At 62.6% G+C, this 23,921-nt stretch carries 24 protein-coding genes; 14 read left to right on the plus strand and 10 right to left on the minus strand.

The features are described from left to right. Positions 1 to 210: 210 nt before the first annotated feature. The 3 genes from NKI67_RS19655 (at position 211) to NKI67_RS19665 (ending at position 2,108) form a co-directional block, all read left to right on the plus strand. Positions 211 to 579 carry an Hpt domain-containing protein gene (locus NKI67_RS19655; RefSeq protein WP_352646500.1) on the plus strand — a complete coding sequence of 123 codons (369 nt, stop codon included), beginning with the start codon at positions 211 to 213 and terminating at the stop codon, positions 577 to 579. 97 nt (positions 580 to 676) lie between these two features. Then, positions 677 to 997 (plus strand): 2Fe-2S iron-sulfur cluster-binding protein, encoded by a 321-nt coding sequence (locus NKI67_RS19660; RefSeq protein ID WP_023674833.1) that lies wholly within the window; start codon positions 677 to 679, stop codon positions 995 to 997. An 82-nt stretch (positions 998 to 1,079) separates the two neighbouring features. Continuing rightward, positions 1,080 to 2,108 (plus strand): NAD(P)/FAD-dependent oxidoreductase, encoded by a 1,029-nt coding sequence (locus tag NKI67_RS19665; protein ID WP_352568758.1) that lies wholly within the window; start codon positions 1,080 to 1,082, stop codon positions 2,106 to 2,108. Positions 2,109 to 2,135: 27 nt separating this feature from the next. Here the strand turns inward: NKI67_RS19665 and NKI67_RS19670 are convergent, their stop codons facing one another. Then, on the minus strand, positions 2,136 to 3,617 hold the full coding sequence (locus NKI67_RS19670) for an MDR family MFS transporter (RefSeq protein ID WP_352568757.1): 1,482 nt from the start codon (positions 3,615 to 3,617) through the stop codon (positions 2,136 to 2,138). 201 nt (positions 3,618 to 3,818) lie between these two features. Beyond that, the gene (locus NKI67_RS19675; RefSeq protein ID WP_023674836.1) at positions 3,819 to 4,436 is read right to left on the minus strand and encodes a DUF922 domain-containing Zn-dependent protease; all 618 of its coding nucleotides are present in this window, start codon (positions 4,434 to 4,436) and stop codon (positions 3,819 to 3,821) included. 96 nt (positions 4,437 to 4,532) lie between these two features. Here NKI67_RS19675 and folP point away from each other — a divergent pair, with 96 nt between their 5' ends. The 3 genes from folP to folK are packed head-to-tail and all read left to right on the plus strand — an operon-like array spanning position 4,533 to position 6,249. Then, the gene (gene folP, locus NKI67_RS19680; protein WP_352568756.1) at positions 4,533 to 5,378 is read left to right on the plus strand and encodes a dihydropteroate synthase; all 846 of its coding nucleotides are present in this window, start codon (positions 4,533 to 4,535) and stop codon (positions 5,376 to 5,378) included. A 3-nt stretch (positions 5,379 to 5,381) separates the two neighbouring features. Further along, a complete protein-coding gene (gene folB / locus NKI67_RS19685; protein ID WP_352568755.1) occupies positions 5,382 to 5,741 on the plus strand; it encodes a dihydroneopterin aldolase in 360 nt (119 codons plus the stop codon). Next, on the plus strand, positions 5,725 to 6,249 hold the full coding sequence (gene folK, locus NKI67_RS19690) for a 2-amino-4-hydroxy-6-hydroxymethyldihydropteridine diphosphokinase (RefSeq protein WP_352455684.1): 525 nt from the start codon (positions 5,725 to 5,727) through the stop codon (positions 6,247 to 6,249). The genes folB and folK overlap by 17 nt, the downstream gene beginning before the upstream one ends. Before the next feature lie 24 nt (positions 6,250 to 6,273). Here the strand turns inward: folK and NKI67_RS19695 are convergent, their stop codons facing one another. Then, complete coding sequence (locus NKI67_RS19695; RefSeq protein ID WP_502894566.1) at positions 6,274 to 6,825, minus strand: DUF924 family protein; 552 nt, start codon at positions 6,823 to 6,825, stop codon at positions 6,274 to 6,276. A 17-nt stretch (positions 6,826 to 6,842) separates the two neighbouring features. Next, positions 6,843 to 8,678 carry a monovalent cation:proton antiporter-2 (CPA2) family protein gene (locus tag NKI67_RS19700; RefSeq protein ID WP_352636778.1) on the minus strand — a complete coding sequence of 612 codons (1,836 nt, stop codon included), beginning with the start codon at positions 8,676 to 8,678 and terminating at the stop codon, positions 6,843 to 6,845. Between the two features lie 230 nt (positions 8,679 to 8,908). On the opposite strand from NKI67_RS19700, the gene NKI67_RS19705 reads away from it, so the two are divergent. After that, on the plus strand, positions 8,909 to 9,175 hold the full coding sequence (locus NKI67_RS19705) for a hypothetical protein (RefSeq protein WP_352568752.1): 267 nt from the start codon (positions 8,909 to 8,911) through the stop codon (positions 9,173 to 9,175). Between the two features lie 63 nt (positions 9,176 to 9,238). Here NKI67_RS19705 and NKI67_RS19710 read toward each other — a convergent pair whose 3' ends face one another. The 4 genes from NKI67_RS19710 to NKI67_RS19725 all read right to left on the minus strand — a co-directional run bounded on the left by NKI67_RS19710 (position 9,239) and on the right by NKI67_RS19725 (position 13,017). Then, positions 9,239 to 9,793, minus strand: coding sequence for a hypothetical protein (locus NKI67_RS19710; protein ID WP_352568751.1), 555 nt, complete (start codon positions 9,791 to 9,793; stop codon positions 9,239 to 9,241). Between the two features lie 87 nt (positions 9,794 to 9,880). Beyond that, complete coding sequence (locus tag NKI67_RS19715) at positions 9,881 to 10,975, minus strand: YcjF family protein (protein WP_352568750.1); 1,095 nt, start codon at positions 10,973 to 10,975, stop codon at positions 9,881 to 9,883. Next, positions 10,972 to 12,450, minus strand: coding sequence for a YcjX family GTP-binding protein (locus NKI67_RS19720; protein WP_352568749.1), 1,479 nt, complete (start codon positions 12,448 to 12,450; stop codon positions 10,972 to 10,974). Before NKI67_RS19720 ends, NKI67_RS19715 begins: the two co-directional genes overlap by 4 nt. Positions 12,451 to 12,513: 63 nt before the next feature. Next, a complete protein-coding gene (locus NKI67_RS19725; RefSeq protein ID WP_352568748.1) occupies positions 12,514 to 13,017 on the minus strand; it encodes a SixA phosphatase family protein in 504 nt (167 codons plus the stop codon). A gap of 260 nt (positions 13,018 to 13,277) precedes the next feature. Between NKI67_RS19725 and dksA the strand changes: the two genes are divergently transcribed. After that, the gene (gene dksA, locus NKI67_RS19730) at positions 13,278 to 13,694 is read left to right on the plus strand and encodes an RNA polymerase-binding protein DksA (protein ID WP_023674847.1); all 417 of its coding nucleotides are present in this window, start codon (positions 13,278 to 13,280) and stop codon (positions 13,692 to 13,694) included. An 83-nt stretch (positions 13,695 to 13,777) separates the two neighbouring features. Here dksA and NKI67_RS19735 read toward each other — a convergent pair whose 3' ends face one another. Further along, the gene (locus NKI67_RS19735) at positions 13,778 to 14,530 is read right to left on the minus strand and encodes a hypothetical protein (RefSeq protein ID WP_352568747.1); all 753 of its coding nucleotides are present in this window, start codon (positions 14,528 to 14,530) and stop codon (positions 13,778 to 13,780) included. Between the two features lie 203 nt (positions 14,531 to 14,733). On the opposite strand from NKI67_RS19735, the gene cckA reads away from it, so the two are divergent. Next, complete coding sequence (gene cckA / locus NKI67_RS19740; protein WP_023674849.1) at positions 14,734 to 17,307, plus strand: cell cycle histidine kinase CckA; 2,574 nt, start codon at positions 14,734 to 14,736, stop codon at positions 17,305 to 17,307. A gap of 82 nt (positions 17,308 to 17,389) precedes the next feature. Next, entirely contained in the window at positions 17,390 to 18,100 is a 711-nt protein-coding gene (locus NKI67_RS19745) for a purine-nucleoside phosphorylase (protein ID WP_023674850.1), read from the plus strand. 46 nt (positions 18,101 to 18,146) lie between these two features. On the opposite strand, the gene NKI67_RS19750 is transcribed toward NKI67_RS19745, so the two are convergent. After that, entirely contained in the window at positions 18,147 to 18,542 is a 396-nt protein-coding gene (locus NKI67_RS19750; RefSeq protein ID WP_023674851.1) for a hypothetical protein, read from the minus strand. 301 nt (positions 18,543 to 18,843) lie between these two features. Between NKI67_RS19750 and urtA the strand changes: the two genes are divergently transcribed. The 4 genes from urtA to urtD all read left to right on the plus strand — a co-directional run bounded on the left by urtA (position 18,844) and on the right by urtD (position 23,854). Beyond that, a complete protein-coding gene (urtA, locus tag NKI67_RS19755) occupies positions 18,844 to 20,154 on the plus strand; it encodes an urea ABC transporter substrate-binding protein (RefSeq protein WP_023674852.1) in 1,311 nt (436 codons plus the stop codon). 100 nt (positions 20,155 to 20,254) lie between these two features. Further along, positions 20,255 to 21,871, plus strand: a complete 1,617-nt coding sequence (urtB, locus tag NKI67_RS19760; protein ID WP_352622616.1) for an urea ABC transporter permease subunit UrtB — start codon at positions 20,255 to 20,257, stop codon at positions 21,869 to 21,871. Beyond that, a complete protein-coding gene (urtC, locus tag NKI67_RS19765; RefSeq protein ID WP_352622614.1) occupies positions 21,868 to 23,100 on the plus strand; it encodes an urea ABC transporter permease subunit UrtC in 1,233 nt (410 codons plus the stop codon). The genes urtB and urtC overlap by 4 nt, the downstream gene beginning before the upstream one ends. Positions 23,101 to 23,107: 7 nt before the next feature. Then, the gene (gene urtD / locus NKI67_RS19770) at positions 23,108 to 23,854 is read left to right on the plus strand and encodes an urea ABC transporter ATP-binding protein UrtD (protein WP_023674855.1); all 747 of its coding nucleotides are present in this window, start codon (positions 23,108 to 23,110) and stop codon (positions 23,852 to 23,854) included. Positions 23,855 to 23,921: the final 67 nt, after the last annotated feature.

The raw sequence follows: 23,921 nt of genomic DNA on the forward strand, positions 1-23,921 counted from the left end.
GGAGGCTGAAAATGGACCTGTCGTATCGTAATGACACAGCCGGGTAAAGAAAACATGCATTCCGCCCGATACGTAAAACTTTAAATATAAGGTTAACACAGCCGTGATTCCGGCGCCGTTATCGCGACATTTTTCCGGGCCAATCATTAACCCGTTGTCCACCGGATACGCCTAGTTTTTGCGGCGGTCGAAGAACGGAGTCTCAAAGTGATACGTGGCGAAAACGGCATTGCCTTCTCGATGCCCGGCGGCGACGTGTCGGGGACAGCCGGGGCGCGGCCGATCGACCTGGCGCATCTTGCGCGCCAGACGATGGGCGATCGGAGCCTCGAGCAGGAGGTGCTGGCTCTGTTCGTGCAGCAGGCGCTGTCGGTGCGCGACAAGATCGTCGATGCGGATGTCAGGCAGCGGCTGCTATTGGCACACGGGCTCAAAGGCTCGGCGCGCGGGGTCGGCGCCTTCGCCATTGCCGATTGCGCCAGCGCGATCGAATGCCGGCCCGAAGACGCCAGCACGCTGATGCGGCTTGGCTCGCTGATCGAAGAAGTGCGCGACTTCGTCGCCGCCATCAGCCGATAGGACTTATCCCAAAGACGCCACGCACGGGCGCTTTCGCGCCGCAGTTGACTTGTCCGGCAGAGTGATTATGTCGGCTCAGACTCCCTTCAGGTGACAAATGACCAAGCTGACCTTCATCGCCCATGACGGCACGCATTTTGACGTGGATGCCGAAAACGGCTCGACCGTCATGGAAAATGCGATCCGCAATGCGGTGCCGGGAATAGAAGCGGAATGCGGCGGCGCCTGCGCCTGCGCGACCTGCCATGTTTATGTCGACGAAGCCTGGACGGCGGAGGTCGGCGAGCCGGAAGCCATGGAAGAGGACATGCTGGATTTCGCCTACGAGGTCCAGCCGAACTCGCGGCTGTCATGCCAGATCAAGGTGCGCGACGCCCTCGACGGGCTGGTCGTGCGCGTGCCGGCCCGCCAGGGCTGAAGCCGATTTTTGCGGCTGCCGCTTGGCAGCGGACCAATGGTCATGCAGTGTCGCGCCGTTTTCCCATAGAGGCGCATGCTTCATGACCGCTATCACCAAGACGGACGTACTCATTGTCGGGGCAGGGCCTGTCGGCCTGTTTGCCGTATTCGAGCTCGGCCTCTTCGACATGAAGTGCCATCTGATCGACATACTCGACCGGCCCGGCGGGCAATGCGCCGAACTCTACCCGGAAAAGCCGATCTACGACATTCCGGCTTGGCCCTCGATCTCGGCGCAAGGCCTGGTCGACAAGCTGCTTGAGCAGATCGCGCCGTTCAAGCCCGAATTCACCTATAGCCGCATGGTTTCGAGCCTGGAAAGATTGGAGGACGGCAGCTTCCGCGTCATTACCGACGAAAACGAGGTGTTCGAAGCCAAAATTGTGGTGATTGCCGCCGGCGGCGGTTCGTTCCAGCCGAAGCGCCCGCCGATTCCAGGCATCGAACCCTATGAAGGCAAGAGCGTGTTCTACTCGGTGCGCCGGATGGAGGACTTTCGCGGCCACGACCTCGTCATCGTCGGCGGCGGCGATTCGGCGCTCGACTGGACGCTGAACCTGCAGCCGGTTGCCAAGAGCGTGACGCTGGTGCACCGGCGGCCCGAATTCCGTGCAGCGCCCGACAGCGTCAACAAGATGTATGCCATGCAGGAGATGAAGCAGCTGGAATTCCAGGTCGGACAGGTGACTGGCCTGACCGGCGCCGACGGCCAGCTCGCCTCCGCCACCATCAAGGGGCCGGAGGGCGATATCGAAGTGCCGTGTACGCGGATGCTGCCGTTCTTCGGCCTGACGATGAAGCTCGGCCCAATCGCCGAATGGGGCCTCAACCTCCACGAGAACCTGATCCCGGTCGACACCGAAAAATTCCAGACGTCGGTGCCCGGCATCTTCGCCGTCGGCGACATCAACTGGTACCCCGGCAAGCTGAAGCTGATCCTGTCGGGCTTCCACGAGGTCGCCTTGATGGCGCAAGCGGCCAAGCGCATCGTCAGCCCCGGCGAGCGCATCGTTTTTCAGTATACGACCTCGTCAACCAGTCTGCAGAAGAAGCTCGGCGTGGTCGACTGAACCTCGCCATATTTTCGTCGGGCCGGTCTACTCCGCCAGGGCTGGAGCCACAGCCTCGGCATGGCCGCGAAGCGTTTTCTCCGGCATCAGCCAGAGCGTGATGAGCGACAACAGCAAGATCGCGGCCGCGGCAAGAAAGATCATCACGAACGGCATGGCCGAAGCGATATGGCCGGCCGGCTGCGTGCCTTCGCTGGCCAGCGGCAGCCCGTAACCAAGGGCGACGGCACCCAGCATAGCGACGCCAAGCGCGCTGCCCAGCGAGCGCAGGAAGGTGAGAACGCCGGTCGCTACGCCAAGGTGCATGCGATCGACGGCGTTCTGGACCGAGACGGTGGCAACCGGAAAGGTCGTGCCTGTACCCAGGCCTACGCAGGTCGTCAACACCTCGACGAGCAAAAGTGAGGCATGCCCGGCGACCAGGCTGAGCACGCCGAGGCACAGGATCGAGAAAACAGTTCCGATCATGGCAATGCGCTTATAGTGGAAAAAGCGCGGGATCATTCGCGCGCTGAATGTCGCACCGGCCACCGTGCCGAGCATCAGCCCAAGCAACGCGGTGCCCGATTGACTGACCGACAGGCCGACGACCGATTGCAGGTAGACCGGCAGATAGACTGACAAGCCGACATTGGCGGCCTGCAGCAGGAACATCGACAATGTGCCGGCGAGAACGATCGGATTGCCGAGCACTTCGAGCGAGATCAGCGGTTCGGCCGCGCGCATGAGCCGCAGCGCGAACGCGCTCCAGAACACCGCCGAGCAGGCGAGCAGTCCAAGGATTTCAGGCGACAGCCACGGATACTCGCTGCCGCCCCAGTTCAAGGCAAGCAGCAGCAGCGAGGTGGCCGCGACCAGAAGCAGCGCGCCGAGGCCGTCGATGCGGTGATGTTTTGCGGCGATCGGCAGCTTCTTGAGCGGGTTGTTGATGATCGCCATGGCCAGCAGGCCGAGCGGAATGTTGATCCAGAAGATCAGCGACCAATGCAGATGTTCGGCGAAGGTGCCGCCGAGGAGCGGCCCGGCGATGCTGGCGACGGCCCATGTGCCCGAGATCCAGGCGGCGTATCGGGCCCGCTCGCGCGGCGGCACGAGGTCGCCGATCACGGTCTGCGTCAGGGCGAACAGGCCGCCGCCACCGGCGCCCTGGATCGCCCGGCCGACAACCAGGACCAGCATGTTAGGGGCCGTGGCGCTGACCAGCGAGCCGGCGAGAAAGATCAGGATTGCAGCATAGACGGTCGGCCGGCGACCATAAATATCGGAGATCTTGCCGTAGAGCGGCGCCACGGCGGTCGCGGTCAGAAGATAGCCGGTCACGATCCATGGCAGATATTCGGCATGCCCGAGCAGACGGGCCATCGTCGGCATCGCCGGCGCGACGATGGTCTGGTCGAGCGCCGCCAGCAGCATCGACAAAAGCACGCCGCCGATGATGGCGTTTTTCTCGGTTTCGGTCAGCGGCGCGCTGGTTTCCACCATCGTTTGCTTGTCGACAGCCTGGTCCATATCCGTTCATCCATTATGCCTGCGTGCACGTCCGCGACGGGCTGGGAAGCATCTAGGTACGCCGATTGGCGTTTGCCGGAGGCTGATCCCTGCGAACCTGGCATATGTCGTTCGCTATAGGCCGATTTCGACAGCGGCTCGAAAGTTTTCCGAAGCTGGCACTATGTTTCGGCAAAATTGGCTTTGTCCGACGACGCGGAGTCAGCCGGGAGCGAGCCGGCCGTTCTCAATGCGCTCGATGCGATAGTGCAAGAGCCGCAGGATGCGGCTTTGGAAATTGGCGCTTTCGACGCGATCGAAGCGCATCTGGTCCTGGTCGTGTTTGGCAAGCATGGCCGCAGTGATTTTTGCGGCCTTGGCCTTTGCCAGTTCGCAGGTCTTTTCCGGGTAGCTCGCCTTCAAGGCGTCTTCTAGTTCGCGGCCGTGGTTCTTGGCAATCTCGACGTGGCGTTCCTCATGGCGCTTGATGTCGGCGGACAACGTATCCCAGAACAGCCTGACGCCGGCATCGGCTTTGCGCGGGCGGCGCCACTCAGGAAGGATGACCTTGACCTTGACGGTGACGACAGCGTCGGCAATCCAGCACGAGCCCGGCTTTTGCGCATAGCTGACGCGGGTGGTGAACGCCATCTGGGTAGCTCCCGGATGCCGCGACCCGGTGCTTTTCACCTGAGGCCCGAGTTTCGACAGCTGGGTCTCGATGTCGTCGAGCGTCCTGCCGCCGATCGGGAAATAACTATATGTCTTGACGAGAGTTGCAGCGCCGGCCGGGAATGCGGTCAGAGCGAGCATCAGGGCGCAGAGGAGGGATCGTTTCATCGTGTTGCCTCTTTCCCCACCTTGCTTTACCGCCGTCCTCGGCGCAACGGAATTGATCCCCCGCCACGCCGCGAGATCGAACATGGTTGATGGGCAATGATGACAGGGCGATGGCAATTGGCGCACGGACGCCATCTCGACCTTGGCGGCAAGGCCGTGGTCGTCGGCATCCTCAACATCACGCCGGACAGTTTTTCCGACGGCGGCCTGTTCGATGCGCCGGAAAAAGCAGTGGCTCAGGCGCGCCGCATGGTCGAGGAGGGGGCCTCCGTCATCGACATCGGCGGAGAATCGACACGTCCCGGGGCGTCTGCGGTCTCCGCAAAGGAAGAGCAGGCTCGCATATTGCCGGTCATCGAGGCGCTCGCGACGTCTGGCGGAACGCTGATCTCGGTCGATACCTATCGCGAGGATACGGCCCGGCTTGCCGTCCAAGCCGGCGCGCATATCGTCAATGACGTCTGGGGCCTGCAGCGCGAACCGGGCATTGCCCGGGTCGCGGCCGAAACCGGCGCTGGCCTTGTCGTCATGCACACTGGACGGGACCGGCAGAAACTGCCCGACGTGATTGCCGATCAGCTCTTCTTCCTCAGGAAGTCGCTGGAAATCGCGCGGCGGAGCGGTGTTGCCGACGACCATATCGTGCTCGATCCGGGCTTCGGCTTTGCCAAGGAGACGGCAGCGGAAAATCTTGACCTGATGGCACGGTTTTCCGAGCTTCATGCGCTGGGTTTTCCACTGATGGCCGGCACATCGCGAAAGCGCTTTATCGGCACCGTCACCGGCCGCGACGCAGCCGCAAGAGGCGCCGGGACCGCGGCCACCAGCGTTATCCTGAGGCTCAAAGGCGCGCATCTCTTTCGCGTCCACGATGTCGCAATCAACGTGGATGCGCTGGCCATCGCCGATGCTATGCTGGCACGTGAGATCGGGGAAAGCTGAGCCATGTATGTCATCCGCATGAAGAACTGCGCCTTCTTTGCCCGGCACGGTGTGCTGGACGAAGAAGAGACGCTCGGCCAGCGCTTTTATGTCGATGCGGCACTCACGGTGGATCCCGGGCAGGCGCTGGTCGAGGATTCCATCGAGGACACCGTCAATTACGGCATCGCCTTTGCGGTCATCGAGAAGATCATTACCGGCGAACGGCGCTTTCTGATCGAAGCGCTGGCGCTCGAAGTGGCGAGGGCGCTGACGGCGCGGTTTCCGCAGATCAAAAAGGCCGAAATCACCGTGCGCAAGCCAAACGCCCCGGTGCCGGGTGTGCTCGATCATGTCGAGGTGACCGTTGTCTGGCCAGAATAGTAATAACAACAACACCGTCTATCTCAGCCTTGGCGGCAATCTCGGTGATCCGGCGAAGTCGATGGCTGCGGCACTGGGCATTCTGGATGCCAACGAGAGAACGCGCGTCGTTGCCGTTTCGTCGCTCTACCGCACGCCGCCCTGGGGCAAGCTCGATCAGCCGGATTTCCTCAACGCGGCGGCCGAAATCTCGACCGCGCTCGCGCCACGGGCTTTGCTCGACCTTTGCCTCGACGCCGAGCGAAAACTGAAGCGGGTGCGCGAGGAGCGCTGGGGTCCACGCCTGATCGATATCGACATTCTGGTGTTCGGCGACCGCATCATCCACGAGACCGGACTGGAGGTGCCGCATCCGCGCATGCTGGAGCGCGCCTTCGTGCTGGCGCCGCTGGCAGAAATTGCGCCGGAGCTTGTGGTCGACGGCAAAAGCGTATCGGAACGGCTGGCCGCCGTCGACACATCGGGCATTGAACGGCTGCCGTCAGGCCGGGATTGGTGGAAAACCTGACGCTGCCGCCATCGGTGCCTGAAATCAGCCGGAGAACCCACCTCCGTCGAGGAACATTTGTTCGTCCGGTGTCGTCTCGCGGCCAAGCATCCTGTTTCGATGCGGAAAGCGGCCGAAGCGCTGGATGATGTCGCGATGCTCGATCGCATATTTCAGATAGATCGGGGCTTTGGCGGCGGTAAGCTCTGCCGATTTGAGCTGATCGGCGAGGTCCTCCGAATGCTCATAGGGCAGATAGAGAAAAACGCGGAGCTCTTCGTCGAGTGCCAGGTCATGGCCGGCAGCGATCGCTTTCCCGGCGAAATGCCGCGCCAGCGGGTCCGTGGCGTACATGTGGCCGGTGGCGCGAAAGCAGTTTCGCGGAAACTGGTCGAGCAGGATCATCAGTGCCAGCGACCCTTCGGCGTGTTCGGACCAGCCGTCGCATTCGCGGCGGGCGGCGGCAAAGTGCAGATCGAGAAACCGGGTGCGGAAGTCGGCATCAAAGGCGTCGTTCTTCTCGAACCACGCGTCCTCCCCGGCGTCGCGCCAGAATCTGGTGATGGAGACAGCGCGCTCGTCCAGTTCGTTCATCATTCGCGTCTTTCCAACGTTTAATCGGCCGGTTCGGATTTCTGCAGCACGCCGGCGGTCTCCTCGTTGAGCGCCTGGCCCACGCGCCGTGGCGTGCTGAGCGGCGTCGGGATGGGGGTGCCGATATTGCCTTTGAGGAAGCGCCGCCCGGCGCGGATGCCTTCTGCCTGTTGAAGTTCGAAACGGGCAGCATCGCGGCGGCGGACGTCCTCGACTACCTCGGCGACCTCTTCCGGATCGACGCCGAGAGCTTCCAGTGTCGAGCCGCCGAAGACAAGCGCCGATTCGAACGTCTCGCGGAGCTGATAGTCGACGCCGGCACGAATGAGCTGCAACGCCGTGCCGCGGTCGAAAGCCCGCGCCAGCACCGTCAGCAACGGAAACTCCGCCTTGATGAGCTCGGCGATGCGCACGGCGGCATCGGGCTTGTCAACGCAGATCAGCACGGCGCGTGCGCGCCCGGCTCCCGCGGCACGCAGGATGTCCAGCCGCGTGCCGTCGCCGTAATAGACCTTGAAGCCGAAATCGGCCGCTGCCTGGATCATCTCGACCTCATTGTCGATGATCGAGACGTCGATGCCGCGCAACAAAAGCGGCTGGCTGGCGATCTGGCCGAACCGGCCAAAGCCGATGATCAGCACGCTGCCGGTCAGGCCGTCGGCGACATCGACGCCTTCAAGCGACTGCTCGTCGCGTGGCGTCAGATACCGCAATGCTATGATCGCTAAGGGCGTCAGCACCATGGAAATGATGACGATGGCGGTCAGCATCGCATTGGCCTGGCTATCGATGATACCGACAGCCGCCGCTGCGGAATAGAGGACGAAGGCGAATTCGCCGCCTTGCGCCATGAAGACCGCGCGCTCGAGCGCTTCCCGGTGGCCGGTTTTGAGAATGCGGGCGACGATATAGATGCCGATCGCCTTCATCATCATGTAGGCGACGACATAGATGGCAATGAGCTGCCAGTTGACGACGACCACATGCAGGTCGAGCGACATGCCGACGGCGAGGAAGAACAGCCCGAGCAGAATGCCGCGGAACGGTTCGATGTCGGCCTCCAGCTGATGGCGGAAGGTCGATTCCGACAAAAGCACGCCGGCCAGGAAGGCGCCCATGGCCATCGACAGGCCGGAAAGCTGCATGGCGAGCGCCGACCCGAGCACGACCAGAAGGGCGGCTGCGGTCATCACCTCACGGGCGCGCGCATCCGCCAGGATACGGAAGAACGGATTGAGCAGATAGCGTCCTGCAAGCACCAGCCCGACGATCGCGGCAAGGCCGATGCCGACCTCCGTCAACCGATCCGACAGGCTCATATCGGCGCCGCCCGGCGCGAGGAAGGCGATCAGCGCCAGCAATGGCACGATGGCCAGGTCTTCCAAAAGCAGGACCGAGACGATGCGCTGGCCCTTGGGCGTGGCCAGTTCGCCGCGTTCTTCCAGCAATTGCATGACGATTGCCGTCGAGGTGAGTACGAAACCGGCGCCGGCGACGAAGGATTGCGCGATCGGGAAACCTCCCGCAAGGCCGACGCCGGTCAGCAGGACCGCGCAGACGCCGACCTGCAGCGCGCCAAGCCCGAAAATCTCGCGGCGCAGGCCCCATAGCCGTGACGGCTGCATCTCCAGCCCGATGATGAACAGGAACAGGACGACGCCGAGTTCGGCGACATGAAGAATGGCTTCCGATTCGGAAAAGATGCGCAGTCCGAACGGACCGATCACGACGCCGGCCGTCAAATAGCCGAGGATGGAGCCAAGTCCCAAACGCCTGAAGATCGGCACCGCAACGACGCCGGCGGCGAGCAGCGCCACCACCTGGATCAGATCGCCGTTCGATGCCTCTGCCGCCATGCCTGCCGTTCCGCTCTCTTGCAACAAGCGGCCAAGATAGGGGCTTCGGGGCGGATCGAACAGTGCGAATCCGGCGCGTTGTGAAGGCGATATTGCAGGCGCACTGAACAGGATAATGGGCTCCCGCGCGTTGCTTGTTCCAGCAATCCGGCGCTAAGGACGCCCGGCTTCGGCCAGTGAAGGGCGAGCGACGATCAAGTCGCGGCCCTTTTTTTGAGGAGATGACTGACATGAAGACGTTTTTGCTGCTTGCCGTTGGCATCGCGGCACTTGCCGGTTCTGCCTGTTCGAAGGCGCCGGAGTGCACGACCGAGATGCTGACCAAGAAGGCCCAGGACATGACTGCGGCACTTCAGGCTGCGATTACCAAAAATCCGGCCAAGGCAGCCGACCTCGGGGCCAAGGTCCAGGCGGTCACAACCAAATATCAGAGCGGCACGACAGCGGCTGAGGCCTGCAAGGCCTATGACGAAGTGATTGCCGCGATCAAGGACTGAGCGCCCATTTGCATGTCAAAGAGGGCGGCGCCGTTTGTCTGCCGCCTTTTTTCATGCCGGGGCTCAGTTCGGAGAGATGGAGCCAACTTCTACCGTATCGACCCGCTTCAACTTCATGCCGATGACCGGGACCAGCTGCTGGTCGACGCGCACGGCAACGGTCACCGTCATCGAATTGTCGTCGGGGACAAGCGCCTGCATCACGCCGCGCAACTGATTGCGATTGATGGTGAAAACCACCTTGTGCACATCGACGACATTGCCGCCGATAATGTCGAGGCCGGAGCCGGCGGCCCCGCCCATAAAGCTGCCCTTGTAGCCCTGCCGGCCCTTGTGTTCGATCGTTGCCGACATCTGCTGGGTGAACATGCCTACCCGGCAGCCGCCGTCGAGCGACATGCCGACCTTGCCGTCAGGCGTCGAGCCGATGAAGCTGCAGGTGAATTTCGTGCCCTTGTATTTGCCGGCAACGATTTCCCCGGGGCCGACCCATTTGCCTTCGACCGATCGAAAGAACTGCTTGTCCGGTTCCGCCGCCGAGGTCTTTCCGGCAATGCCGACGGTTGAGACAAGCGCGAGCGCCACGGGCAGCCCGCTGGACAGAATAACGCTTTTCATCGACGACACCCGGCAACAAAGAGACTGGTTTGGACGCTTCCGACCATGGACAAGATTGGTTAATGCTTTGTCACCCCAAGGCAATAGTCACGTTCCGGAAGCGGATGTTTCTTTTTCTTTCTTTGCTGCAAAGGAGGTCAGCGCGGAGAGGAAATCGCCCAATCCGGGCCGCCTGACCGCGTAAAAGGGCAGGGGCCTTGCGGTTTCCATCGCTGCAATGCCGATGCGCGCAGTCATCATGCCGTTGACGACGCCTTCGCCGAGCTTGGCCGAGAGCCGGGCGGCAAGGCCGTGGCCGACGATCTGCTGGACGAAACTGTCGCCGACGGCGATCGACCCGGTGACCGCGAGATGGGCCAGAACGCTGCGCGCCAGGCGAAAAAAGCCAAGCGTGCCGGGGCGGCCGCCATAAAGCTCCGACAGCCGGCGAATCAACCGGCCGGCTTCGAACACGACATAAGCGACGTCGACCAGCGCGCGGGGGCTGACCGCGGTCACCAGGGAGACGCGCTTCGCCGCTTCGAGGATCATCACCCTGGCGCGGGCATCGAGCGGGCCGAGTATCTCGATCTCGGCCAGCCGTACCAGATTGCCGCCGTCAATGATCTCGCCGCGCAATTCGGCCAGCGAGCGCCTGCCGGCCGCGGTTTCAGGCTTGGCCGAGACAAAGACCGACAACTCGTCGACCACGGCGCGGGCGGCCTTCGGATCGTCACGGGCAATCGCATCGAGCGCCCGCTTCTGCAACTTTTCGACCTCGGCAAGGCGGGCAATCGCCATGAATTCGCGCACGAGGATGATCAGAAGCGCCAGGATGGCGATCGCGGCCATAGCGGCAGCCAGCCAGCCCAGCCACTCGGCGCGCTCGAACAGGTCGCGAATCAGCTGGTCGGTCCAGAGGCCGACGGCGAACGAAACCAGAACGCCCAGCGCGCCGAAGAACAGGCTGCCAAGCGGCGAACGTTTTCGCGGCGCAATCGCCGGCGGCGGTTCGGCAGCGACGATATCAGCCTCGTCGAAGACGTCGATCTCCGCCGGTGTGACCACGGCAAGATCCGCCGTCACGGTACGCGGCTTTCGCGCCGGCGCGGCCTCGGACGCAGCATGGTGAGCCGTCGAATCTTCCTTCTGCTGGGGCTCCGGCTCTATGCGAAAGGCCGCCGGTCTGCGGGGCGCACTCATGCGAGATGATCTCCGATCAGGAACTGCAGCGCGCGGTCGAGCCTGATATGCGGCAGCGACAGCGTGACGCCCTCGGCGGTGCGCTCGAGTTTCGGCGGGCGAAAGCGCACGAAGCGGATCGCGGGGTCGTCATTGTTCTGCCGGCGGGCCGATTCGGAAACGTCGAATAACGCATCAACTTTCTCCGGCAAGTCCCCGGGAAATATGGCTGTTTCGGTCTTTCCGTCAAAGGTTTCGCCGTTGATTTTTTCGCCGCGCAATGGCGTGCCGATAATGACCGGCAAAGTCTCGCGGCCCTGCTTGACCGTGCCTTCACGGGTCGCGCGCATGGCCGCCATGGCGACGACGTCGACGTCGGTGCCGGTGAAATTCGCCCGCGCCACGGCTCGGTCGGCTAGCCGCCGCACGATGGCCTGCAGGCGGTCGTGGCTTTCGTGGTGCAGATGGTCGGCCTTGGTCGCGGCCACCAATATGCGGTCGATGCGCCTCGAAAACACGTCGGTCAGGAAGTTGCCCCGGCCGGGCCGGAAACAGGACAGGATTTCGGTGACCGCGCGCTCCAGATCGGCCATCGCACCGGGGCCGGCATTCAATGCCTGCAATGCGTCGATGAGCACGATCTGGCGGTCGAGACGCGTGATGTGTTCGCGAAAGAACGGTTTGACGACATGCGTCTTGTAAGCCTCGTAGCGCCGCTCCATCATAGCCTGCAGCGATCCCGAGCGGGCGCGCCGGCCGCCCAGATTCGGCAGCGGCGCGAAGGTGAGAGCGGGCGAGCCTTCAAGATCGCCGGGCATCAGGAAGCGGCCGGGCGGCAAGGTCGAAAGCGCCCGCTCGTCGAGTTTGCAGGCCTTGAGATAGGCCGCGAAGCTCTCAGCGAGACGGCGCGCCGTCATCTCGTCGGCCTCGGCGTTGGGGTCGACCGGATTGGAGAGCGCCCGCCATTCCCGCGAAAGGTCGACACGCACCGGCAACACGGCCATCTCGAAGGCCTCACGCGAAAAATCGGCGTAGGACTTGCCGAGCAGCGGCAGGTCGAGCAGCCATTCGCCGGGATAATCGACGATGTCGACCGACAATTTGCCGGCGGAAAACATGCGGCTCCAGCCAGAGGCCGATTCGTATTCGATGGTGAGCCTCAGTTCGGAAATCGCACGCGTCGAATCCGGCCAGATGCGGTCGTCGACAAGAGCTGCGATGTGATCCTCGTACAGGAAGCGTGGTACCGCGTCGTCCGGCTGCTCTTCGAGAAAAGCCCGGGCGATGCGCCCAGATTTTTGTGCCTCAAACAGCGGCAAGCGTCCGCCATGGACCAGATTGTGCACAAGGGCCGAGATGAACACCGTCTTGCCGGCGCGGGACAGCCCGGTCACGCCAAGACGCAGCGACGGAGCGAAAAGCCCGGCAGCGCGGCCTGACAACGTATCCAAGGCAATCTTCGCCTCGTCGGTGAAAGTCGTCAGCGATGATGCCAAAATCTGTTCTCGCGGGCCGGTCAGGATCCGATATAGGCTTTGATGGGCGGCTTTGAAATGGCCTCAGATATCGGCAGGCGTCAGGAAGGCTTCGAGATAGCCGGCGCCCGGCGCAGCCTCGGCAAGACTGCCGTAGAACCGGACCACCGCAAGTGCGGAGGTCGGGAAGCCGTGGTTCAGCATGGCCCGCGCGGTCTCGTCGCCGTCGCCTGAGAGCGCCATGGCGAGATCCTCGATCATCGGATTGTGGCCGATGACGAGCAGGGCCTCCAGCCCGCCATTCTGCCGGATGGCAGTGAGGTACGCGGCGGCATCGTCGCTGTAGAGGGTGTCACAGAACAGCACCCGGCCCGTGTCCGTATGGCCAGCCAAGCTTTCCAGCGTCTGGCGGGCGCGCTTGGCGCTTGAGCAAAGGGTGCGGGCCGGTGCGTATTTGCGGGAACGCATCAGCACGCCCATCGCTTCGGCATCGGCGAAGCCGGATGGATCGAGCGGGCGGTCGAAGTCAGCCACGCCAGGCAGCGCCCAGCCGGCCTTCGCATGCCTCAGCAGGTAAAGTCTGGTCACCGGATCCCCGTTGTGCCGGGCACCGAACCCGTCAGCACGCCGCAGGATTTGCCATCAGAAGAGCTCCGTGCGCAATGGCAAGCGACCCTCAAGCATAGCGAATCATGTACGAATTCGGTCGTATTCTTCGCAAAAAGGGCATCGCCGATGGTGGTTTGTCCGAGACTAACAATTGCGTGAAACTGTCGTCGATTGACCTTGTGCAGCTTTCGGTCCGCGAATATATAGGCGCCAAATTTGGGGTTTGTTGGGTGAGTCGAATGAACGACATCGTTACCGCCGATTACGTACCCTCCGAAGACGAGCCGTTCATGAACGAGCGGCAGAAATCCTACTTTCGCATGAAGCTCGTCACCTGGAAGAACGACATCTTGCGCGAAGCGCGCGAAACTCTCGAAATCCTGCAGCAGGAAAACGCCAACCACCCCGACCTCGCCGATCGCGCCTCCTCGGAAACCGACCGCGCCATCGAACTTCGCGCCCGCGATCGCCAGCGAAAACTCATCTCCAAGATCGATTCGGCCCTCCAGCGCCTTGACGAAGGCACTTACGGTTATTGCGAGGAGACGGGCGAGCCGATCGCGCTGAAGCGGCTCGACGCGCGCCCGATCGCCACCTTGTCGATCGAGGCACAGGAGCGCCATGAGCGGCGCGAGAAGGTCTACCGCGACGACTGAGTCGCCGGGAAAAACAGCGGCATCGGTAAAGCGTTCAAAATGGCCGGTTTTCCGGCCATTTTCATTGGCCGTTCGCTATCGGCCTATCTTTTCTGATTGGACAACTCGCCGAGGAGCTTCGTCATCTCGTCGTCGAGAGAGGGCGACGCCTTCGCCACCGGCTTGCTCGGCGTTTGGCTGAAGCGTGGCTCGTCGAGGGAAACCTCCAGCTCCTTCATCAGCGCATCGTCAATCGACTCGTGCTGTGCCGGCGGCTCGTATCTTGCCGGGGGGTCCTGCCTTGCCGGCGGCTGCGCATGCCGCGAGGCATTGGCGTTGACGGATCCATAACTTGGCAACGGCGTGACGTTCGATGCCGGTTTCGGCGCCGGCGCCGGCATTGTTGCCGGCATCGTCGCCGTCTGGCGGGCTCGGACAGGGGTCGCGGTTACGCCTGCCGGCTGCGGTGGCGCTTGCCTCGCCGGCGCGGCTGTGATCGAAGCCGACCTTGCTGCCGGCTGGTGGCCGTTGTCTCCGGTCAATGCCGGGCGCCGCAGCGCCGAGAGCCTGATGTCGCGCTCGACGACGACGTCGGTCGGACCACCGATCAAGAGCAGGTGCTCGATATCGTCGCGGCGCACCAGCACCAGCCGCCGGTGACTGTCGACCGCTGTGGCATCCATGACAGCCAGCCGCGTCTTGCGGTTCCTGCCGCCGGCGACGAATGTCCCGAACGTCAGGCTGCGGACCAGCCTGATGATAAGAAGAATGATGAGCAGAAGGACAAGTACTGCAAACGTCCATAGGATTGCTGCGGCATAACCAGGACCCGCCACGCCATCCAGCCATTGCAGCATTGGTTCCCCCAAAATCAGCTTTCGAAGAGAGGCGACACTAGACTGTTGCGGCAGGCCACCGCAAGTTGCCTTTCACGCTTCGTGAACAGCTTGAAACGCCGGGAGCCGAACGGCGTCATTTTTAACGGACATCTGCAGCCGGGCCTTTTCCCAACCCTGAGAATATGATTCAACCGACACCGGAATTCACGAGCAGGGGGCACATGGCCAAGGAAGCGCGCGGCGATTTCTATCCGGTACCTATCGTCGACCAGAACACGCGGCCGGGAGCGGTCACCCGGCTCATCGTCTTCATCGTCGTCCTGACTGGGGCAGCGATCGTCTTCGGCCTTTTCCGCGAGCGCCTTGGCGATCCATTCCTGCTCGGCATGCTTGGCGTGCTGGCGATGATCGGCGTCGGCTTTCTATTCGCCACTGCGATCGGCTTCGTGCACATCACGCCGCGCTCGACAAGCGACGAACTGTCGAAAGCTTTCGTCGATTCGATGTCGCAAGGTCTCCTGGTCACCGACACCAAAGGCCGTATCATCTACGCCAACCGGACCTATGCCGATATGACGGGTGCCGAGTCGGCCGCCGACCTCAAGACCGTCGAAGGTTTGCTTTCAGACGTTCCCGAGGCCTCGGTGACCATATACCGGCTGGCGTCCGGCCTGCGTGATGGCCAGCCTGGCGACGGCGAGTTTCGGCTCGCGCAGTCCATTCGGCCAGGCGCCGAACCGGGCGCTCGCTGGTACCGCGTTCGGGCCCGCGCCTTCAGCGTTCCCGGCCAGCGGCTGCCCATGCTTGCCTGGCAGCTTGCCGACATCTCGCAGGAACGGGCCGAGCAGGAGCGGTTCTTTCTCGACCTGCAAAAGGCGATCGATCACCTCGACCATGCGCCGGCCGGTTTCTTTTCGGCCGACCAGGAAGGCCGCGTCACCTATATCAACGCGACCCTTGCGGAGTGGCTGGGCATCGACCTGGCCAGCTTCACTCCCGGCGCCATCACGCTGCCGGAGATCGTCGCCGGCGACGGCATGGCGCTGGTCCGTTCGGTCAAGGCCGACGCTGGTACCACGCGCAATGCCGTTATCGACCTCGATCTGACGACGATGACCGGCGAGGCGCTGCCGGTGCGCTTCATGCATCGTGTCTCGGCCAGCCGAGAGGGGCTCAACGGCCCGACTCGCACCATCGTGCTCAACCGGACGCAAGGCGAGGACGCTTCGGCCGACCTCCGCGCATCGGAAATACGCTTCACGCGGTTCTTCAACTCGACGCCGATGGCGATAGCCGGCGTCGACCATGCCGGCCGCATCCTGCGCACCAATGCGCCGTTCCTGTCGCTGTTTTCCTCGGTCGTCGACCGCGATGCGGTCGATCGGCGTGTGCGGCTGGATACGGTGATCCACGAGCGCGACCGGCCGGCTTTCGCCGCGGCCTTTGAAAAGGCACGCCAGCAACAGGCTGACATCGAGCCGATCGATACGGTGCTGCCCGGCAATGAGGAGCGCCACATACGCTTCTACGTCAACGCGGTCGCAGACGGTACCGGTGGCGAGGGCGCCGAGGAATCGGCCATCGTCTATGCCGTGGAGACCACTGAGCAAAAGGCCCTCGAGGGCCAGATGGCGCAGAGCCAGAAGATGCAGGCGGTCGGCCAACTCGCCGGCGGCATCGCGCATGATTTCAACAATGTGCTGACCGCCATCATCATGGCCTCGGACCTGCTTTTGACCAACCACCGGCCGTCCGATCCGTCGTTCCCGGACATCATGAACATCAAGCAGAATGCCAACCGGGCGGCCTCGCTGGTGCGGCAGTTGCTGGCCTTCTCGCGCAAGCAGACGCTGCGGCCGGAGGTGCTCAACCTGACCGACGTGCTCGCAGATCTAAGGATGCTGCTTGCCCGGCTGGTCGGCAACGACATCAAGCTCAAAATCGACCATGGCCGCGACCTGTGGCCGGTCAGGGTCGATATCGGGCAATTCGAGCAAGTGGTGGTCAATCTGGCGGTCAATGCACGCGATGCGATGCCGGCCGGCGGCGAGCTCACCGTACGCACCCGCAACGTCAGCGCCGGAGAGTGCAAGACCTTTTCCTACCGCGAACTTACTCCGGCCGACTATGTGCTGGTCGAGGTCGAGGACAGCGGCAGCGGCATCGCGCCTGATGTGCTGAAAAAGATCTTCGAGCCCTTCTTCACGACAAAGGAGGTTGGCAAGGGAACCGGCCTCGGCCTGTCCATGGTCTATGGCATCATCAAGCAAACAGGCGGCTTCATCTTCTGCGATTCCGAAGTCGGCAAGGGATCCGTGTTCCGCATCTTCCTGCCGCGGCACATTGCGGAGGCAAGGAAGGCGGGCGAGGCTGGAGAAGTGCCGGCCGCCCCTGCCAAGATCGCCGACTCAGCCAAGGATCTGTCGGGCTCGGCCACGGTGCTGCTGGTCGAGGACGAGGACGCCGTGCGCATGGGCGGCATGCGGGCGCTGAAATCGCGCGGCTACACCGTCCACGAGGCGTCGTCGGGCGTCGAGGCGCTTGAAGTCTACGAAGCGCTCGGCGGCAAGGTCGACGTCGTGGTGTCGGACGTGGTGATGCCGGAAATGGATGGCCCGACGCTGCTTGGCGAATTGCGCAAACGGCAGCCCGACATCAAGTTTATCTTCGTGTCCGGCTATGCCGAAGACGCGTTCGCCAAGAACTTGCCGGCCGACGCGCATTTCGGCTTCTTGCCGAAGCCGTTTTCGCTCAAGCAATTGGCCACGATCGTAAAGGACATGCTGGAATCCTGACCCTTCCAACGCTCCGCTTGCGCAATGTCGTGAGACTGCCATGATTGCAGGCGAAACGGGCGACGGGTTTTGGAAGCATGCCGTGACGCCACACAACGAGGCTAGCAAAGGCGACTACGCAAGCACGGTGCTGCTGCCGGGCGACCCGCAGCGCGCTGAATGGATGGCGGAGACCTTTCTGGAAGCGTCGCGCTGCGTCAACCGCCGCCGCGGCGCGCTCGGCTTTACCGGGTTGTTTCGCGGCAAGCCTGTCAGCGTCCAGTCCACCGGCATCGGCGTCCCGTCATTCCTGGTCTACGTGCACGAGCTGCTGGATTTCTACGGTGCGAAAACGTTGATCCGCACCGGCACCTGCGGCGGCCTGACCGCCGAGATGGCGCTGCGCAGCCTGGTGATCGCACAATCGGTGCGCGGCGAAAATGCGGAGAGCGGCCAGGTTTTTGGTCTCTATCGTGCCGATGCCGGCCCCGATCCTGCATTGTTGGCCCAGGCGTTGGCCCGGGCTTCGGAACTCGGGATCGACCATCGGGCCGGGCTGACGATCTGCAGCGACATTTTTTATCATCCGCTGGGGCGCGAACGCTTTGCCGAAGCACAGGCACAGGGGGCGCTCGCCGTGGATATGGAAACCAGCGCACTCTACCGCATTGCGGCCGATTTCGGCGCCCGGGCGCTGTCGATCCTGACCGTCGTCGACAATGTGGCAACCGGCGAGCAGACCGACTATTCCGAACGCCAGGGCCTTTTCACCGATATGACCCGGCTGGCGCTCGACATGGCGGCGGAGAGCTAGGCGGCTTCTACTTCGGAGTACGGAACCTCGCCAGGTTCCGTACTTTTCAACGCTTCGTGCAGGTCGAGGCGGTAAAGGCGCCGTCTGGCTGCTTCATGATGATATCGAAGGACGGGGTGGTTCCGCTTTCCAGCGTCGCCTGCGTAAGCGAGATCGAGTTGCCGCCACTGGTGTAGCCGCCCAGCGGACCCAGCCAGGTGATCACGCCGTCTGCATCCATCTGGTAATTGTAGCTTTGCGGCGCGATGCCGAAGCTCACCGGACCGCTATAGACGTTTCCCTTGATGGTGATGTCGCCGAGGCTGAGGAACATGCCAAGCAGATAGACTTCGCAATGATAGGAGCCGTCCGGCAGCTTGCCGTCGCTGAAGCCGGCGCGCGCTACGGTCGTCGCCGCCAGCAGAAGCATGGCGGTGAAAATGCAAGAAGCTCTGAAGGCCATGGAGTCCCCCGTTAAGGGTTCGAACTTGCCTCATTTCGCTGCGGCGCTGCAATCCTCGCCAGCGCTCATATGATGCTGCTCAAAATTCGGGCATTGGCCTATATGTGAGTAAAACTTAGGCTGATACGAGTGATCTTTTCTCATTTCAAACCTGGCAGGGGAGGTTCATCTCCTGCGGCTAATACATTAACCGACTGACAGGGCTGGGAAATCTCAAACACTCCGATCTTTCGCCGGTGATTGGCACAGCCGTTGCATGGTCCTGTTCCGATGCAGTTAACCAGCTTGGGAGTTTAAAAGTATGAGGGGCAGTTTCTCGACAATAACAAAAATGTTTTCGGCCGGCGTGGTCACCGCCGGCCTGCTGATGAGCATTCCCGCCAGGGCGGCCGACGACACCATCAAGGTCGGCATCCTCCATTCGCTGTCGGGAACCATGGCGATCTCGGAGACGACGCTGAAGGACGCCATGCTGATGCTCATCGAAGAGCAGAATGCCAAGGGCGGCCTGCTCGGCAAGAAGCTCGAGGCGGTGGTCGTCGATCCGGCTTCCAACTGGCCGCTGTTCGCAGAAAAAGCGCGCGAGCTGATCTCGAAGGACAAGGTCGCCGCGGTGTTCGGCTGCTGGACCTCGGTGTCGCGCAAATCGGTGCTGCCGGTGTTCAGCGAGCTCGACAACATCCTGTTCTACCCCGTCCAGTACGAAGGCGAGGAAAGCGAGCGCAACGTGTTCTACACCGGTGCGGCGCCGAACCAGCAGGCCATTCCGGCCGTCGATTATCTGATGAGCGAGGATGGCGGTTCGGTGAAGCGCTGGGTGCTCGAAGGCACCGACTACGTCTACCCGCGCACCACCAACAAGATCCTCGAAGCCTACCTGAAGGCGAAAGGCGTTGCCGCCGAAGACATCATGGTCAACTACACGCCGTTCGGCTTCTCCGACTGGCAGACCGAAGTCTCGGCGATCAAGAAATTCGGTTCGGCCGGCAAGAAGACCGCCGTCGTCTCGACCGTCAACGGTGACGCCAATGTGCCGTTCTACAAGGAACTCGGCAACCAGGGCATCAAGGCCGAGGACATTCCGGTCATGGCCTTCTCGGTTGGTGAGGAAGAGCTTGCCGGTCTCGACACCGCGCCGCTGGTCGGCCATCTCGCCGCCTGGAATTATTTTGAGAGCGTCGACACGCCCGAGAACGCGAAGTTCATCGCCGACTGGCACAAATTCATCAAGAACGACAAGCGCACCACCAACGACCCGATGGAAGCCCATTATATCGGCTTCAACATGTGGGTGAAGGCGGTCGAGAAGGCCGGCACCACCGATCCGGACAAGGTCATCGACGCCATGGTCGGCGTCTCGGTGCCGAACCTGACCGGCGGTTATTCGACGATGATGCCGAACCATCACATCACCAAGCCGGTGCTGATCGGCGAAATCCAGGCCGACGGCCAGTTCGAAACCGTCTCGCAGACGCCGGGCCTGGTGATGGGCGACGAGTGGTCCGACTATCTGCCTGACTCCAAGGACCTGATCTCCGATTGGCGCGCGCCTCTGTCCTGCGGCAACTTCAACGTTGCCACCGGCAAATGCGGCGGCAAGGGAACCAACTGATCCTCCCGGTCTGTCCTCCCAGACCCGCAAGCCTCCGGGCAGGCTCCTCCTCCAGCCTGCCCGGAGGCGACATTCAATCTTCAAGAGCCACCAGAAACCAATGATCCTGATCCGCGCGATTGGCCTGATGCTGCTCCTTCTCCAGGGGACGCTGCTGCCGTCGAACGCCAGCGAAGCAGATCTGCGCGTGGTCATCGCCAAATTCGCCACCGCCGCCAATTTTCCGGCGATAGAAGCCGTGGTGCGGGAGCTTGCGGCTTCCGGCGATCCGGCCGTAGAACGGCCGCTTGCCGCGCTTGCGGAGGGCAGCCTTTACGTGCGCAAGGCCGATTCACTGGTCTTTGTCGGTAAGGAGAGCGGCGACGGCATCGAGCTGCTCGATGCGCTTACCGGCGAAAGATCGGGCGAAGCTGCCAAGGCCGACATCACCAAGATCAAGGTCAACAACACGCTGCGCCGCGTCATTCGCGATGCATTGGGCACGCTGACGCTTGGCTCAAAGGATCCGGCCGTGCGCATTGCCGCCGCCGACACCATGTTCAAAACGCCCGACGCGGCAAACATCGAGCCGCTCGACACCGCCATCGCCAATGAGAGCGTGGCAAGCGTCAAGGCGCTGCTAGAACAGGCCCGCGCCGCGTCGGTTCTCGTTTCCGACAGGCCGGAGGCCGACAAACTGGCGGCAATCGCGCTCATCGGTGCGCGCAGCGACCGCGATGCGGTGTCGCTGCTCACGTCGGTCGAGGCCAGTTCCGAAGGTGCGGTGAAAGACGCGGCGACGGCTGCGATCGCCAACATCAATTCGACGCTGGCGCTGTGGGATGCCGGCCAGAATATCTGGTACGGCATATCGCTTGGATCGGTGCTGCTGCTGGCGGCGATTGGCCTTGCCATCACTTTCGGCGTCATGGGCGTCATCAACATGGCGCATGGCGAGATGGTCATGCTCGGCGCCTACACGACCTTCGTCGTGCAGGAGGTTATCCGTAATTCCTTTCCCGGTCTGTTCGACTGGTCGCTGGTCATCGCCCTGCCGCTGGCCTTCCTGGTGGCGGCGCTCGTCGGCCTTGTCATCGAGCGCGGGCTGATCCGCTTCCTCTATGGACGGCCGCTGGAGACGCTGCTGGCGACATGGGGTGTGTCGCTGATCCTGCAGCAGGCCGTACGCACCATCTTCGGGCCGACCAACCAGGAGGTCGGCAACCCGTCCTGGATGTCCGGCTCGTTCAATATCGGCCAGCTTGCCGTGACCTGGAACCGGCTCTGGATCCTGGTATTCGCGCTCGGCGTGTTCGCGGTGCTGCTCTACGTGATGAAACGCACGCCTTGGGGGCTGCAGATGCGTGCCGTCACCGCCAATCGCCGCATGGCCGCCTCGATGGGCATCAGGACGCCTTGGGTCGATGCGCTAACGTTTGCACTCGGCTCCGGCATTGCCGGCATCGCCGGTGTCGCGCTCAGCCAGATCGACAACGTCTCGCCCAATCTCGGCCGCGGCTACATCATCGACAGCTTCATGGTCGTCGTTTTCGGCGGTGTCGGCAATCTTTGGGGCACGCTGGTCGGCGCTTTCTCGCTCGGCATCGTCAACAAGTTCCTCGAACCTTATGCCGGAGCAGTGCTCGGCAAGATCGTCGTTCTGGTGCTGATCATCCTGTTCATCCAGAAACGCCCGCGCGGCTTGTTTGCGCTCAAGGGCAGGTCGGTGGAAGCATGATCACGGGACGCTTCTTTGCCGCCGGCGCCGACCGCCGTGTCGCCATCACCATCTTCATCCTGCTGGCGGTCGCCATCATTGTGCCGCTGCTCAATCTTGCGGTCTCGCCGACAAGTGCGTTTTACGTGCCGTCCTATATCGTTGCGCTCACCGGCAAATACCTCTGCTACGCGCTGCTCGCCTTGGCGCTCGATCTCGTCTGGGGCTATTGCGGCATCCTCTCGCTCGGCCACGGCGCCTTCTTCGCGCTCGGCGGTTATGCGATGGGCATGTATCTGATGCGCCAGATCGGCTCGCGAGGCGTCTACGGCAATCCGCTGCTGCCGGATTTCATGGTGTTCCTTAACTACAAGGAATTGCCATGGTTCTGGTATGGTTTCGACCATTTCTGGTTTGCCGCGATCATGGTGCTTGCGGTGCCCGGCCTGCTCGCCTTCGTCTTCGGCTGGTTTGCCTTCCGCAGCCGCGTCACCGGCGTCTACCTGTCGATCATCACCCAGGCGATGACCTATGCGCTGCTGCTTGCGTTTTTCCGCAACGACATGGGTTTCGGCGGCAACAACGGCCTGACCGATTTCAAGGACATTCTAGGGTTCAACGTGCAGGCCGACATGACGCGGTCGGCGCTGTTCGCGGCCAGCGCCGTCATGCTGGCGTTTGCCGTCTTCGTCACCTGGGCAATCGTCGGTTCCAAGTACGGCAAGCTTTTGATGGCGGTGCGCGACGCCGAAAGCCGCACACGCTTCCTCGGCTGGCGGGCGGAGAACGTCAAACTGTTCGCATTCACCCTGTCGGCGGTGATGGCCGGCATCGCCGGTGCGCTTTACGTGCCGCAGGTCGGCATCATCAACCCTGGCGAATTCGAGCCGTCCAATTCGATCGAGGTGGTGGTGTGGGCGGCCGTCGGCGGGCGCGGCACCATCGTCGGGCCGATCATCGGCGCGCTTCTGGTCAATGCCGGTAAATCCTGGTTCACCGGCGTGCTGCCTGAATTCTGGCTGTTTGCGCTGGGCGGACTGTTTGTCGCCGTCACGCTGTTCCTGCCCAAGGGCATCATCGGCATGTGGGATTCCTGGCGCGGCAACGCCAAGGCGCTGCGGGCGGCCTCGGTTGCCGAGGAAGTCGGCATCGATCCCGATGCGCCGGTGCCGCCGAAAACCGACCGCTCGGCGGCGAGAAGGCCGGGCGACTGGTCGGCCTCCGGCGCCGAACCGCAGCCGGCGGAGTGATGGCCTGATGTCGAAGAGCAACACCATCCTCTATCTCGACGGCGTGTCGGTTTCCTTCGACGGGTTTCGCGCCATCAACAACCTTTCGCTGGTGCTCGACAAGGGCGAGATGCGGGCGATCATCGGCCCCAACGGCGCCGGAAAGACGACGATGATGGACATCGTCACCGGCAAGACGCGGCCCGACGCGGGTGAAGTTTTCTTCAACGGTGAGGTCGACCTGACCAAACACGACGAGGCCGAAATCGCCATGATGGGCATCGGCCGTAAATTCCAGAAGCCGACCGTCTTCGAAAGCCACACGATCGAGGACAATCTGATGCTGGCGCTGAAAGGCCCGCGCTCGATCTTCCCGGCACTGTTCCATCGTCGCTCGGCGGCGGACGTGCGGCAGATCGACGACATCCTCGGCATCATTCGGCTTGGCGACAAGCGTGACGAACTCGCCGCCAATCTGAGCCACGGCCAAAAGCAATGGCTCGAGATCGGCATGCTTCTGGCGCAGGATCCGAAGCTGCTGCTGGTCGACGAACCGGTTGCCGGCATGACCGACGCCGAGACCGAGGAAACCGCGCGGCTGCTCAGGGACATCGCGCGCGACCATTCTGTCATCGTCGTCGAGCACGACATGCATTTCGTGCGCGAGCTCGGCGTCAAGGTCACCTGCCTGCACGAAGGCTCGGTGCTTTCCGAGGGCAGTCTCGACTTCGTTTCGGCCGACGAGCGCGTCGTCGAAGTCTATCTGGGGAGATGAACATGGTCTGGCGCGTTCCGTTCCATCATTTCGACCTTTCGTTCTTCACGCGTTGGAGAAAACGCTG

This window comes from Mesorhizobium sp. M0408, assembly GCF_040321495.1.
In the GTDB taxonomy this organism is placed as follows: domain Bacteria; phylum Pseudomonadota; class Alphaproteobacteria; order Rhizobiales; family Rhizobiaceae; genus Mesorhizobium.